Annotated in this window: 11 protein-coding genes and 1 tRNA gene; 5 read left to right on the top strand and 7 right to left on the bottom strand. The window is 66.7% G+C overall.

The window, feature by feature from the left end; all coding sequences use genetic code 11:
• Nucleotides 1-167: 167 nt before the first annotated feature.
• The 7 genes from ASG87_RS20370 to ASG87_RS18985 all read right to left on the bottom strand — a co-directional run bounded on the left by ASG87_RS20370 (nucleotide 168) and on the right by ASG87_RS18985 (nucleotide 9638).
• On the bottom strand, nucleotides 168-1841 hold the full coding sequence (locus tag ASG87_RS20370) for a hypothetical protein (RefSeq protein WP_157511160.1): 1674 nt from the start codon (nucleotides 1839-1841) through the stop codon (nucleotides 168-170).
• Between the two features lie 38 nt (nucleotides 1842-1879).
• Nucleotides 1880-3013, bottom strand: coding sequence for an undecaprenyl/decaprenyl-phosphate alpha-N-acetylglucosaminyl 1-phosphate transferase (locus tag ASG87_RS19010; protein WP_235499690.1), 1134 nt, complete (start codon nucleotides 3011-3013; stop codon nucleotides 1880-1882).
• A gap of 282 nt (nucleotides 3014-3295) precedes the next feature.
• A complete protein-coding gene (locus ASG87_RS19005) occupies nucleotides 3296-5113 on the bottom strand; it encodes an SLC13 family permease (RefSeq protein WP_056009168.1) in 1818 nt (605 codons plus the stop codon).
• 298 nt (nucleotides 5114-5411) lie between these two features.
• Nucleotides 5412-6113 (bottom strand): tRNA (guanosine(46)-N7)-methyltransferase TrmB, encoded by a 702-nt coding sequence (gene trmB, locus ASG87_RS19000; protein WP_056008985.1) that lies wholly within the window; start codon nucleotides 6111-6113, stop codon nucleotides 5412-5414.
• A gap of 161 nt (nucleotides 6114-6274) precedes the next feature.
• The gene (locus ASG87_RS18995) at nucleotides 6275-7075 is read right to left on the bottom strand and encodes a thiazole synthase (protein WP_056008982.1); all 801 of its coding nucleotides are present in this window, start codon (nucleotides 7073-7075) and stop codon (nucleotides 6275-6277) included.
• Nucleotides 7076-7135: 60 nt separating this feature from the next.
• Nucleotides 7136-7336: a sulfur carrier protein ThiS gene (thiS, locus tag ASG87_RS18990; protein WP_056008978.1), complete on the bottom strand. Its 201-nt coding sequence runs from the start codon at nucleotides 7334-7336 to the stop codon at nucleotides 7136-7138.
• A gap of 103 nt (nucleotides 7337-7439) precedes the next feature.
• Nucleotides 7440-9638, bottom strand: coding sequence for a FecR family protein (locus ASG87_RS18985; RefSeq protein WP_056008975.1), 2199 nt, complete (start codon nucleotides 9636-9638; stop codon nucleotides 7440-7442).
• A gap of 218 nt (nucleotides 9639-9856) precedes the next feature.
• Between ASG87_RS18985 and ASG87_RS18980 the strand changes: the two genes are divergently transcribed.
• The 5 genes from ASG87_RS18980 to ASG87_RS18960 all read left to right on the top strand — a co-directional run bounded on the left by ASG87_RS18980 (nucleotide 9857) and on the right by ASG87_RS18960 (nucleotide 13851).
• Nucleotides 9857-9930: transfer RNA gene (locus ASG87_RS18980), tRNA-Gly, on the top strand.
• Nucleotides 9931-10047: 117 nt separating this feature from the next.
• Nucleotides 10048-10503 carry a RimK/LysX family protein gene (locus tag ASG87_RS18975; protein ID WP_056008972.1) on the top strand — a complete coding sequence of 152 codons (456 nt, stop codon included), beginning with the start codon at nucleotides 10048-10050 and terminating at the stop codon, nucleotides 10501-10503.
• A complete protein-coding gene (rimK, locus tag ASG87_RS18970; protein WP_056008969.1) occupies nucleotides 10500-11378 on the top strand; it encodes a 30S ribosomal protein S6--L-glutamate ligase in 879 nt (292 codons plus the stop codon). Before ASG87_RS18975 ends, rimK begins: the two co-directional genes overlap by 4 nt.
• 519 nt (nucleotides 11379-11897) lie before the next feature.
• Nucleotides 11898-12584: a response regulator transcription factor gene (locus ASG87_RS18965; RefSeq protein WP_056008966.1), complete on the top strand. Its 687-nt coding sequence runs from the start codon at nucleotides 11898-11900 to the stop codon at nucleotides 12582-12584.
• Nucleotides 12568-13851, top strand: coding sequence for a HAMP domain-containing sensor histidine kinase (locus tag ASG87_RS18960; RefSeq protein ID WP_056008963.1), 1284 nt, complete (start codon nucleotides 12568-12570; stop codon nucleotides 13849-13851). Before ASG87_RS18965 ends, ASG87_RS18960 begins: the two co-directional genes overlap by 17 nt.
• The last annotated feature ends 165 nt before the right edge of the window (nucleotides 13852-14016 follow it).

Raw genomic sequence — 14016 nt, 5'->3', positions numbered from 1 at the left:
GCGAACACTGCGAGCGGCAAACTTCTCCTTTTGAGTGCGCTACTTGACGGGGAAGGCTACGGAGGCCTCTGGCTTAGCGTGGCACTGATATACGAGGGCAGCGGAGTCGGCATATGCGATTCATGCCTTGGACGTCTTGCGAATGTCATCATTAAGTCGCGGGGAATTTATTTTTGAGGCAATTGCATGGCAGAGGGGCTTGCGAGGCCTACCAGGCTTGAAGAAAATACCATCATCCAGATATCACGATAATCGCCCGGTTTACTTTGTAGCTGTAATTGAGGATAAAATTTGTCAATAAAGGCTTTGGATTCGGTGTCTGACGAGTGAATCAGCAGATAAATCTGCTGGCTTAATGATCGAATGGTACTGTTGAAGCTTCCCCACTGCGGATAACTGCCGGTCGGGAAAGACCACGCCAAGCTATAGGGCATTTCCCCGGGGCGGCAACTGCCGGTGCCGTTGTCGTAGCCGGCGCGGTACCAGCCATTGCTGCCATCCCAGAAATTGGTGAACAAGGGATGCTGCATGTCTTTGTTCCAGATCTTGTCAACGATTTGGCGAGCAAATGCCTGCTGCAATTTCGCCGGGTCGAAGTCAGGAGCTCGGTAGCCGAAGACTGCGGCAAGGTTAGGCCGATTGCGAACGAGCGTGTCCAGTGCCGGCACCAAGCGCCGTGCGTGGCTGAAATCCCAGCCGAGATTGGTGTCGATATAGGATGCTTTGCTTTCGACACGAAAGCTCTTTTGCATGAGACCGAACATATTCTTGTGGCATGTGACAGGGCTGACCGCGGTACTGTAAAGCGCGTACCTTGAGTCGCCATAGTTGCGCCAGTAGCCACGATCGATTTCTGCTCGCTTGCCACTTGAGGTGTTGATGAGTGTGGTGCGTGCCTGGAACAGATTGAACATGCCAGCGATCTGATTGCGCTTGGACTGCAGCGACTTGAACGCTTTGGCTCCCGCAGCATCAAGCCTGATGCCAGCTTGATGCAGTTCGGCGAGATCGGCTAGCGATGTCATGAACCAAAGATCGCGGTCTGCAAAGAAATACTTGGACTGGCCGTCAACGGCCTCGGCAGGCGTCATCTTTGATCGTGCCTCGACCCATTTGAAGTAGTCGGGCGACAGCCAATGGTCGAGTTGGGCGGCGATGGTGCTCGCGGTATTGGTGACGAAGACTCTTTCGGCGGCGCTTCGCTGCTCTTCAGGAAGAGTTTCGGCAATGTTGGTTGCAAGGGCTCCAAGTAAGCCGAGAAACTGTGCGCTGCACAATTGCACTTCTTGACCAAGCAGGTGGTTGGCTGACGTGCAGGTAGAACCACCGGTGCAGACCCAGCCGCGCGTAGCTGGTGCATCAGGCAGCGGTTTGAGTGAATCGAAGACCGGAGTGAGGGCATCGACCAGTTGCGTGATTTGCAAACGGTCCTTGCACCGGCGAGTCATTTCCACGAATGACTGTAAGCGTACCTGCATGTTGTACAGCACATAAACATCACCTTTCTTGTTTAAGTTGTCGGTGATCTGCTCGCTGACGTAAGCACGCGTTGTGCGTTCCCACGATTTGATGGCCTCAGCATGGATATTGCCAGTACACGACAAGTCCAGTGCGCCATTCAAATGGGCAGTTTTCTCTTGAGGTGGCTCTGCGATTGCCTTGGCGGACCCCACGCACAAGACCGCAACGATCGAGATAACAAGGAGAGAACGCATGGCTGTACCTGAAGGCTGGGCGATTGGAAAAGGATGCCGCAGCGAACCTTTCCAATAACTGTCCGCCTGCATAGGCAATCCCCGGGCAGGGCTGCCTCCGAGACGACGGCTTTCAGGCATACGCATGCTTGGAGAGAGCTGCTTTGTAGCCTGTCGCTATTTGCTCAGCCGTTGGGCTGCGAGGCATCAGGGCGGATATTCCGGACGATCGTCAAGTTCTGATGGATACGATCGTCATTGGCTGCCTGGGTGCGCAACGAGGACGAAGACTGTTGCTGGTGGCTCCATATCCTCGTGACCACAGCGATATAGATCATAGCGAACAGGCAGAATGCGACGAGGTTGAGCCCTGTGCCGACGCCAAGCGCCCGAACCACATTGCCGAGGAACGCAATCGACGATGCAAGTGCAACCAGCGCGATAAGCGTGGAACGCGGGCCGAGGCGCAGGCCCATCAGGATATGGTGGATATGGCCACGATCGGGCTTGAAGGGCGATTTGCCCTGACGGATGCGGCGATACATCACGGCGAGGGTATCGAGCACGGGCAGGGCCACGCACCACAATACGTCGACGGTGGAGAGGCTCATCTGGGGCTGTTCGCTGAGGCGGATAAGCGTCCATGCCAGCAGGTAGCCGACGACCATGCTGCCGGCGTCGCCCATGAAGATCTTGCGCCCGGTAAAGCCCAGGTTGACGATCAGATACGGGACTGCGGCCACTGCCAGCAAGGTCATCAGGGCCAGCACGCCCTGTATGGGGGCGGGACCGACGAACAGCATGATGGCGGCGATGCTTACCAGGGCGAGGCTGCCGGCGAGGCCATCGATCCCATCCATCATGTTGAAGGCGTTCAACAGGCCGATCACCGCGACCACGGTGAACGGGATGCCCAGCCAACCCAGTTCGAGCTCGTATCCGAAGATATGGCCGAGCGAGTGGATGTAGACGCCGGTGGTGGCGATGACGGTGAGGATGGCGGCGGTCTGCACCAGCAGGCGCACGCGCACGCTGAGGTCGTGGCGGTCGTCGAGGGCGCCGAGCAGGGCGAGGGCGGCGGAGGTGCCGAGCAGTACTTTGGCGAAGGGGCCGAACTTGCCGTACCAGAAAGCGCCGGCCAGCACGCCGGCAAAGATGGCGAGGCCGCCGATGAGGGGGACGTGGCCGACATGGTGCTTGCGCTCGTTGGGGCGGTCGACCAGGCCGAGCGGCTCGGCGAATCGCCGCAGGACGGCGATGGCGATGGCCGTCGTCAGGGCGGCGATCATGCAGGCAATCAGCATCCGTGTGTCCTTCATCGGATTTCCTCTTCTTATTGTTCCCGTTGAAATGTTTCAAAAAGGGCGTCGGCCGCAGCCCTGTCTGAAACAGGCACACACTCTCCAGCACCGGTACCGGGCCGGCAGATCCAGGAAAGAGACCTGTGGGAGGGCCTGAGGAAGCAAGTCCAAGGCATTGATTTTATCACGCGACCTGCACGGAACCCTGTAGGCGGAACCTGAATGTTCAGGCCCGAGTCGTCATCGGCAAGGCCGCGTGAGCAAACAAGCGTTTGAATTCACTGAAAAATGTGGCCTGGTTCAACGAAACATCAGGTTGATGGCCACCAGCGTGACGGCGAGCACGGTAGCGGTGAGGGGCAGGCCGACGCGCAGGAAGTCCTTGCCGCGGTAGCCGCCGGGGCCGGCGACCATCATCAGGGCCGGGTGGCCCGAGCTGAGCAGGAAGGTGTTGGACGAGGACACGGCGACGATCAGCGCATAGGCCGAGGGGTTGCCGCCGGTGGCCACCGCCACGCTGATCGCGATGGGCACCATCATCACCGTGGCGCCGACGTTGGACATCACCTGCGAGAACAGCAGGGTCAGGATGGCCAGGGACATCTGCAGTATCCACGGCGAGGCCTCGCCCAGGTGCTGCAGTACCTCCTGTGCGAGCCAGGCGGCGGTGCCGGTGGCGTCCATCGACCAGCCCAGCGGGATCAGGCAGGCGGTGACGAAGATGGTCTTCCAGTTGATCGCCTTGTACGCCTCGTCCATGTTCAGCACGCCGGTGAGCAGCATGCCGATGGCGCCGGTCATCATCGCCACCGACAGGTCGAGGTGGGTGAACAGGGCGAGGCACTTGGCCAGCACGAAGAAGCCCACGGCCTGCCAGATCTTGCCGGGGCGCTGCTCTTCCTTCGGAATGTCGGTGACGACGACCAGGTCCTTGTCTTCCGAGGCCAGCGCGAGGTCGCGCCAGTTCGAGTGCAGCACCAGGGTGTCGCCGGCGCGCAGGCCGATCGAGCGCACGTCGTCGCGCAACACCTGGTCGCCGCGGTTCACCGCCAGCACCGAGATGCCGTAGCGCTTGCGCAGGCGCAGGTCGCCGATGGTCTGCTTGATGAAGCGCGAGCTGGGCGGGATCACCGCCTCGGAAATGCCGGCGCGGGTCGGGTTGAACAGCTCGCCCAACTGGCGCATGCGCGGCGACAGCCGGCATAGCTGGTTGTTGGCGAACTGGTTGAGCTGCTCGCGCGGGCCGAGCACGCCGAGCACCGAACCGACCCAGATCACGTGGTCGACCGGCGGCGCCATGCGCGCGTCGTTGCCGCTCTTGATCGCCAGGATCATCGGCGCGCCGTAGAGCTGCTCCACCTCGCCGATGCTCATGCCCACCAGCGGGCTTTCGGCGGTGACGGTCAGCTCGGCCGTCTCGCCGACGATGCCGTAGGTGTCGGCGAAGTAGCTTTCGGTGCGGCCGGGGGTGACCTTGAGGCGGTCGTCTTCGCGCTCGGGCAGCAGCTTGCGGCCGAACAGGTAGAAGAAGCCCACGCCGACGAAGGCCAGCGCGAGGCCCACCGGCGTCACGCTGAACAGGCCGAACTTCGGGATGGTGTGCGCGCCGGGTGGCAGGTTGGCGTTGGCGCTGGCGATCAGGTCGTTGAGGACGATCAGCGGCGAGTTGGCGATCAGCGTGGTGTTGGTGGCGGTGAGGATGCAGAACGCCATCGGCAGCAGCAGCCGCGACATCGGCACGCCGGTGCGCGCGGACAGGCGGCTGGTCACCGGGATCATCAGCGCGGCCAGCGCCTGGCTCGGGATCACCGCGCTGAACAGGCTGGTGACCAGGTTGATCACCACGCCCAGGCGCGATTCCATGCCGCGCGCCATGCGCATCACGAACTGCGCGGTAAGGCTGAGCACGCCGGCGCGGTCCAGGCCGGCACCCATGATCATGATCGCGATGATCGCGATCACCGCGTTGCCGGCGAAGCCGTTGAACACGCGCTCGGACGGAATCAGGCCGGTGAGGCCGATCACCACCACCACCAGCAGGGCCACCATATCGGCGCGGATCCACTCCAGCACCAGCATCAGCATGGTGAAGCCCACCAGCCCGAGCACGAGGATCATTTCGGGGGTGAGCGAGAGGCCCACTAGCAGTCGTCCTTGTCAGGCGGCTGACGATGATGGATGCGGTTGTGCAGTGGATGCCTCACGCTGCGACTCGTCCCTGTTTGAGCGGGGAGTATAAGCGCGGGAGCGCAAGAGCTGGTGAACCCTGGATGTGCGGGCGCCCCCCTGCCCAGGGGCGTGTACTTACTTGAGGCGTGCCGCTTGGCTTCGATGCCGGCGGGGGAAGCGGCTGTCGTCCTTCCTTGCTATCCGAGGTAATCGGAGCGAGGCGCCGGAAGGATCGGAGTTGCGGCGCTCACGCCTTCCGGTACAGGAGATCCCATACCCCGTGCCCCAGCTTCAGGCCGCGCCGTTCGAAATGGGTCTCGATGCGCCAGTCCGGCTTCTCGGCGTAGTGCCCGGGCCCGACGGCATTGCGCCAATCCGGCGCGGCCTCCATCACCTCGAGCATGTGTTCGGCATAGGGCTGCCAGTCGGTGGCCAGGTGCAGCAGGCCATCCGGCGCCATCCGCGAAGCGAGCAGGGCGACGAAGCCGGGCTGGACGATGCGGCGCTTGTTGTGGCGCTTCTTGTGCCACGGATCGGGGAACCAGATGCGTGCTTCGGCCAGGGTGCCGGGGGCGATCTCGTGCTCCAGCACCTCCACGGCGTCGTGCTTGTAGAGGCGCACGTTGGCGGCGTCGCGCGCGGCCAGCGCGTTCATCAGCCGGCCCACGCCGGGGCCGTGCACCTCGACGCCGATGAAGTCGCGCGCCAGGTCGTGCTCGCTGGCCCAGGCCAATGCCTCGCCGTTGCCGAAGCCGATTTCAAGCACGCGCGGCGCGGCGCGGCCGAAGCGGGCGTTGAAATCCTGCAGCGTGCCGCTGTAGTCGATGCCGTAGCGCGCCCAGTGCTCGTCAAACGCGCGCTGCTGGGCCGGCGTCATGCGTCCCTCGCGCAGCACGAAGCTGCGGATGCGGCGGCGGTGTTCGGGAGCGTCGTGGTCGTGGTCGGTCATGCGGAATCCGGAATGGACTTCCTCGGAGGAGGGGGCGGAGCCGGCTCCCTCCCTTGCGTGCAAGGGAAGGGCTGAGGAGGTATTCCTGATCCGATTTCCGGTATCAGGAGCTTTTCACCCATCCCGGCCTTCCCATTGCCGGCGGGAAGAGGTCAAGGGTATCAGCCGATGACGCCGTCGACGGGGCTGGAGGCGGAGGCGAAGCGCTTGCGCGGGATGCGGCCGGCGCGGAAGGCGGCACGGCCGGCCTGGATCGCCAGCTTCATCGCATGGGCCATCAGCACGGGATCCTTCGCGCCGGCGATCGCGGTGTTCATCAGCACGCCGTCGCAGCCCAGCTCCATCGCGATCGCCGCGTCGGAGGCGGTGCCCACGCCGGCATCGACGATGATCGGCACCTTGGCGTTCTCCACGATCTCGATCAGGTTGTACTTGTTCTGCACGCCCAGGCCCGAGCCGATCGGCGCGGCCAGAGGCATCACCGCCACGCAGCCGATCTGCTCCAGCCGCTTGGCCAGGATCGGGTCGTCGCTGGTGTAGACCATCACGTCGAAGCCGTCGGCGACCAGTTCCTCGGCGGCCTTCAGCGTCTCGACCACGTCGGGGAACAGCGTGCGCTGGTCGCCGAGCACTTCGAGCTTGACCAGCTTGTGGCCGTCCAGCAGCTCGCGCGCCAGCTTGCAGGTGCGCACGGCGTCGACCGCGTTGTAGCAGCCGGCGGTGTTCGGCAGCAGGGTGAATTCCTCCGGCGGCAGCGCGTCGAGCAGGCTGGGTGCGGACGGGTCTTGGCCGACGTTCACGCGGCGGATCGCCACTGTGACGATCTCGGCGCCGGCCGCCTGCGAGGCGGCGCGCGTCTCGTCGAAATCCTTGTACTTGCCGGTGCCGGTGAGCAGGCGCGAGGCGTAGCTCTTGCCGGCGATGACGAGCGGATCGGGAGTGTCGATGGTTTTCTGGTTCATGGCGGAGCCTTGGAATGCGGGATGCCGGCGGACGGCCGCGGGCGAAGGAACGGGTGCAGCTCAGCCGCCGCCGATCGCGTGGACGATTTCCACCTGGTCGCCCTCGGCCAGCGCGCGGGCCGCATGCTGGCTGCGGGGAACGATTTCCCGGTTCACTTCCACGGCGACGCGACGGCCGGCATAGCCGGCCTCGTCCAGCAACTGGGCGACGGTGATGGCGGGGGCGCAGTCGCGCGGGCCGCCATTGAGGGTGATCTGCATGCCGCCATTGTAGCGGCAGCCGCGCCGGTTCCCGGAAGGGCGCCGGCTCGGCGCCGGTCCAGTCCTCGCCGGTCTAGTCCTCGCCGGTCCAGTCCTCGCCAGTTCAGTCCTGGCGCTCGGGGCGACGTCCGCGGTCGTGCCCGCCGCGGGCCGGCGCGTGCGATGCAGGTGCGTTGGCCCGCGGCATGGGTGCATGGGAGGGATACGGCCGCGCGGTTTCGCGCGGGGCCATCGCCGGCATGCGTTCCATGCGCGGGGGCGTGCGTGGCATGGCCGATTCGCGGGGCACCCCGGGCGTCCTGCCGGCTTCGCCGTTACCCCACTGTCGACGGGGCGGCTCGGGACGTGGTGAATATCCGCCTGCGTCGCCGCGGGGCGCACGCTCGATGCGCGGTACCTGCGGCAGGCCGGCCGTGGGCGAAGCGGCGTGCGTACGTCCGGCTTCGGCATTCGAGATATAGCCCATGCCGGAGCGGAACGACGGGCCCGGTCGCGCCGTTTCGCGCAACGGCGATTGCGCCGCTTCGCGGCGCGTGTCCAGGCCGTCCAGGCGCGGATGGGCGAAGCGCGCCGAGCGCAGTTCGCCCGGACGCAGCCCGTTGTCGTCGGTGCCGGTCGGGCGGCTGCCGAGCGGGGCGCGGCGTATCGTGGCGATGGGCGGCAGCCGATGCTCGTCGCGCATCTGCGGCTCCGGAGTACCGGGAACGCGGGAATTGCCTGCCGTGGGGGCCATATCGCCGCGGAACGACGGAGCCGGCCGGCGCTCCGGCATCGGGCCGGAAACCGTGGACGGACGGTTCTGCCCCCTGCCGTTGCCCGCGACGAAGCCGGCCGGCGGCGCGTGCCGCGAGACCACCGGACGGTCGAAGCTGCCGACCGGCAGCGGCCGCGCCTGGGGGCCGCGTGGCGGCGCCAGGCTGCGCGGCGTCGGACGCACGGGCAGGCCGCGGCTCAGCACGGGCGCGCCGGCGAGCTGGCGCGCGTCCACGGGCAGCAGGTGATGCCGCACATTGCGGGCGTCGGCGAAGCTCGATCCGGGCACGGCGGTGAAGCCGCGGGGCGCGCTGCGGTTGGCATAGTCCGCGCCGCGCACCGGCAGGCCGCGGCGGAAGTCGTTGTACTGGCGGTCGATGCGGTTGACGATCACCGTGCGGTTGTAGGTGTTGCGCACATGGATGTTGGTGATGTTGACGCGCGTGTAGTAGCTGCGGCTGGCGCGGTACCAGGGGTTGTAGACCTCGCCCGGGCCGAGCGGGAACCAGCCGACCGGCGCGCCGCCGCCGACACCCAGCGACACATTCCAACGGCCGCCGCCGACGAAGGCGACCAGCGCCGGCGCATAGACCGGCCGCACGCCGAGCGGTCCCGGGATCCAGCCCCAGCGGTCGCGCACGTAGGCCCAGCGGCCGTAGTGGTAGGGCGCGAAGCCCCACGGCGCGTCGTCCACCCAGGTCCAGCCCCAGGGCGCGACGTAGGCCCAATGGCCGTCGCGGTACGGCGCCCAGTCGGCCGCGACCCGGGCCGGATACCACACGGCGCCATAGTCCGGATCGCTGCTCCAGTCGCCGTAGTCGTCCATGTCCTGGTAGCCGACAACCTCATCGGACACGTAGCGGCGCGTTTCCGATTGCGCGTAGCGGCGGTCGCGACTGCTGCACCACGCATCGAAGGCGTCGCTGCCGTCGATGTCGCTGATGGCCACGTCGTTCAGCGCGGAATCGCCGAAGCGGTAGCTGCGTCCGGCCAGCACGTCGCGCTGTGCATTGTTTTCGCCGTACACCACGGCGCTGCCGTCGAAGACAGTCACCTGCGTGGCGCCGTCGCGGCCGGTGTCGACGCGGAAGCTGCCCGGACGGGTCACCGCCAGGGCCACCGTGGGAGTGTCGATCTCGTAGCTCTGGCCCTCGGGCAATTGCCGCACCGTCAGGTTGAGCGTGCCGCGGGTCAGTTCGAGCTGGGCGATCCGGTCGTCCAGCGCCAGCAGGCCGACGTCGGTGCCGCCGGCCATGCGCAGGCTGCCGCCGCCGAATTCCAGTTCGGCGCGCGCATCGGCATCGCTGGACAGGCGGTCGCCGCGGGTCAGCGGCCGGTTCACGCTGGCGTCGCCCCAGTCCTGGGCACCGGCCGGCAGCAGGCCGAGGTCGCCGCTCAGATAGGACAGCCGGGCGACCCGGTCGGGCGGATCGCCGGCATCGTCCCCGGTGGCCTGCGCCTGGGCGAGGCCCATCCAGCAGAGCAACAGCGCGGCCACGCCGATCCGCCAGCGACGCCGCGGCGACCGGGTGATGAAGGACATGGACATGGCGTTCTCCGTGCGGGCATGGGCAACGACACCGGCGCCGCCCGACGGGCGGACATGCCGGCCGGCTGGCGGTGCGATTATGGACACGCGCCGTGCCACGCCGGTGCAGCCGCGGCCTCCGCCGGTTCAGCCGGCCGCCATGTCCGGTTCACCGCCGGTTCGGCCGCCGCGGGGCGGTTCCAAAATTTCCCGTTCCCGGGTTACCATCCGCCGGCGATGCGGGTGTAGCTCAATGGTAGAGCTGTAGCTTCCCAAGCTACTGACGAGGGTTCGATTCCCTTCACCCGCTCCATTCCAGCACGGGCCGGGAATGGAGCAACTGGTCCGCCGCCGTGCGGGTCGCAAGACAGGCAATCTATCCCCGGTCCCCACCGGGCTCTCTACACCCCGACACCGGCAGCGTGTGCTGATGAGCGCAGACGTGATCACCCTCGGTTGGCGGGAGCGGCTGGCGTTGCCGCGGCTGGGCATCGACCTGCTCAAGGCCAAGCTCGACACCGGCGCGCGTTCCAGCTCGCTGCACGTGGATACGCTCGAACCCTTTGCACGCGACGGTGCGACCTGGCTGCGCTTCAGCGTCAGCACCGGCCGCCGCCAGTGCCGCACGGTGCAATGCGAGGCGCCGGCGCTGGACCGGCGCGCGGTCACCGACACCGGCGGGCGGCGCACCGAGCGCTGGTTCATCCGCAGCGAGGTCTGGCTGGCCGGGCAGCGCTTCGACGCCGAGATCAACCTCACCGACCGCCGCCACATGCTGTTTCCCATGCTGCTCGGACGCAGCGCCCTGTGCGGGCGCTTCGCGGTCGATCCCGCGCTTTCCTATACCCAGTCGCGGCCGCCGGTCGCGGCGATGGAGCTTCCATGAAGATCGCGATCCTGTCGCGCAACGCGCGGCTGTATTCCACCCAGCGGCTGGTCGAGGTGGCGCGCGAGCGCGGCCACGTGGTGCGCGTGCTCGACCCGCTGCGCTGCTACGTGCGCATCGCGCCGAACGACATGGCGATCCGCTACAAGGGCAAGTCGCTGCGCGACATCGACGCGGCGATCCCGCGCATCGGCACCTCCAGCACGTTCTACGGCACGGCGGTGCTGCGCCAGCTGGAGATGATGGGGGTGTACACGCCCAACTCGTCCGACGCGGTGCTGCGCGCGCGCGACAAGCTGCGCTGCCTGCAGATCCTCGCCGCGCAGGGGCTGGACATGCCGGTGACGGTGTTCGGCGACAACCCGGACGACACCACCGACGTGCTGGCGATGCTCGGCGACCCGCCGCACGTGATCAAGCTCAACGAGGGCAGCCAGGGCACCGGCGTGGTGCTGGCGGAGAAGCGCAGCGCCTCGCAGAGCGTGATCGAGGCGTTCCGCGGGCTGTACGCCAACTTCCTGGTGCAGGAGTTCATCGCCGAGGCGAAGGGCAGCGACCTGCGCTGCTTCGTGGTCGGCAAGAAGGTGGTGGCGGCGATGCAGCGCGAGGCCAGCCCCGGCGAGTTCCGCGCGAACCTGCATCGCGGCGGCACCGCGGTGAAGGCGACCCTGAGCGCGGAGGAAAAGCGCATCGCCGTGCGCGCCGCCGGCGCGCTGGGCCTGGGCATCGCCGGCGTCGACCTGCTGCGCTCGGCGCGCGGGCCGCTGCTGCTGGAAGTGAATGCGTCGCCGGGGCTCGAAGGCATCGAGTCGGCGACCGGGGTGGATGTTTCCGCGCACATCATCCGGCACCTGGAGCAGAACGCGGGCAGGTGATTGGGGCGTCTCGCGCGGAGGGTCTTGCGCTGGGCACCTTTGGACGGCGAAGGCGCTGGATTCCGGCTTTCGCCGGGATGGCGACGAGGCAGGGACGAAATTTGGGAGCCGGCGGTTTGAGCGTTCGTCCGGGGAAGGTGGGAGAGGACTGGATGGCCAGTGCTGGCATCTGCAAGAACTTGCGATCGCGGCGTGAAGCCGGGCGCGGCCGGGCGGTTAACCTCGATGTGAGCGCGGGTTAACCATGCTGTAACTACAGGCGCCCTATAAAGACGCCACTGAAATTTGCTCGACACTTCGACCCTGCCAGGTTTTGGTGACAGCAGATTCCGGTATCGGGGCAGTAGCTTGGGCTCAGGTGTGGCGACACGTCGCTCACCTGGGCTTTTTTCTTGCCCGGGTTTCCGTTGCGCGCGGACGTTCAGCTCCTAGGCGGCTGCGCCGGCGCCCATCGGACGGCAAGCTTGTTAAGCTTGTCCCTCATGACGGCCGTGTGCCGGCGGCTGACGGAGTGGGCACATGCGTGTACTGGTGATCGAAGACAACAGCGATATCGCGACCAACATCGGCGATTATCTGGAAGACCGGGGCCATGTGGTGGATTTCGCCGGCGACGGCGTGACCGGCCTGCACCTGGCGGTGGTGCACGATTTCGACGTGATCGTGCTGGACCTGACCCTGCCCGGCATGGACGGGCTGGACGTGGCGCGCAAGCTGCGCCACGAGGCGCACAAGCAGACCCCGGTGCTGATGCTGACCGCGCGCGACGCGCTGGAGCAGAAGCTGACCGGCTTCGAATCCGGCGCCGACGACTACATGACCAAGCCGTTCGCGCTGCAGGAGCTGTCGGCGCGGCTGGAGGTGCTGGCGCGGCGCGGCAAGGGCCCGCAGAGCCGGGTGCTCAAGGTGGCCGACCTCACCTACAACCTCGACACGCTCACGGTCAGCCGCGAGGGCAAGTCGATCCAGCTCAACCCGATCGGCCTGAAGCTGCTGCAGGCGCTGATGGAGGCGAGCCCGTCGGTGGTTACCCGGCAGGACCTGGAGCAGCGCGTATGGGGCGAGGAGCTGCCCGACAGCGACAGCCTGCGCGTGCACATCCACGGCCTGCGCGCGGCCATCGACAAGCCGTTCGACAAGCCGCTGATCCACACGCGGCACGGCATCGGCTATCGCATGGTCGAGCCGGATGCAGTCCAGGCGTAAGCTGCGGTTCCGCCTCATCCTGAGCTTCGCGCTGTTCGGCTTCGGCCTCAGCGCGCTGTTTGCCGTGGCCTCGCTGGACATCCGCGCGCGGGTGGAGGACCAGCTCATCTCCTCCTCGCTGCAGCAGGACATCGACCAGTCGGTCGACCAGGCGATCCACCACCCCGACCAGCCGCAGCACTCGCGCCTCATGGAGGCGTGGGTGAAGAGCGACCGAACGCTCTACAAGATGCCGCTGGCCTGGCAGAACCTCAGTACCGGCGTGCACGACATCTTCGACACCGGCGAGGACGGCAAGCCACGCCACTACAAGCTGGCGGTGCGGCGCAAGGACGGCGTGATCGGCTTCCTGCGCTACGACGTGTCGCGCGACGACCTGGGCCGGGAGCAACTGCTTTTCAGCGTGATCGGCGCGGTGTTCCTGTTCGGCCTGCTGTCGCTGGTGCTCGGCCTGTGGCTGTCGCGCAAGGTGCTCAAGCCGGTGACCCAACTGGCGCAACGCCTGCGCGAGTTCCGCAAGAGCGGCAAGGCCGAGCCGCTGGCGCCGCATTTCGCCGACGACGAGGTGGGCGAGCTGGCGCAGGCGCTGGACGAGTATTCCGACCGCCTCACCGCGATGGTCGAGCGCGACCGCGAATTCAATTCCGACGTCAGCCACGAGCTGCGCACGCCGCTGGCGGTGATCGCCAGCACCACCGAGCTGCTGCAGGGCTCGCCCGACCTCACCGACAAGCTGCGCGAGCGGCTCAAGCGGATCGAGCGCGCGTCGCGCCAGGCCACCGAGCTGATCGAGGCGCTGCTGCTGCTGTCGCGCGCCGAGCGGCGCGGCCCCACCCGCGGCGAGATCACCGAGGTTGGCAAGGTCGCCGCCGACGTGATCGAGAGCCAGCGCCCGCAGATGCGCGACAAGCCGCTCGACATCGAGCTGGTGGTGCGCGAGCCGGTGAGCATCAACGCGCCCGCGTCGGTGCTTTCGGTGGCGCTGACCAACCTGATCGGCAACGCGATCAAGTACACGCTGGAAGGCATCGTGCGGGTCGAGGTGGGCGCCGGACGCATCGAGGTGATCGACACCGGGCCGGGGATCAAGCCGGAGGACGCCGAAAGGCTGTTCCAGCGCGGCGTGCGCGGCGAAGGCGCCGGCGGCAGCGGCGCCGGCCTCGGCCTGGCGATCGTGCGGCGGCTGTGCGAGCTGTACGGCTGGGACGTGTCGATGCGGCCGCGCAGCGATGCGAACGGTGCGGTTGCCAGCATCGTGTTCGGGTGAGGCGATCGCGGCTCGGACTGGAGCATCGCACGCAACGTGTTGAGCGTGAGTCCCCGGAAGGGAAGGCCCGATGAAGGGAAGGCCCGATAGAGTCTCCACGCAACGAGCCTTCGTCATTCCAGCGAAAGCTGGAATCCAGCGCCTCGGACTTTCAGTTCCGGCGCC

This window comes from Frateuria sp. Soil773 (genome assembly GCF_001428405.1).
Classification (GTDB): Bacteria; Pseudomonadota; Gammaproteobacteria; order Xanthomonadales; family Rhodanobacteraceae; genus LMSL01.
The sequence above is the reverse complement of the archived record's forward strand: the minus strand, read 5'-3'. Positions and strand labels throughout refer to the sequence as shown.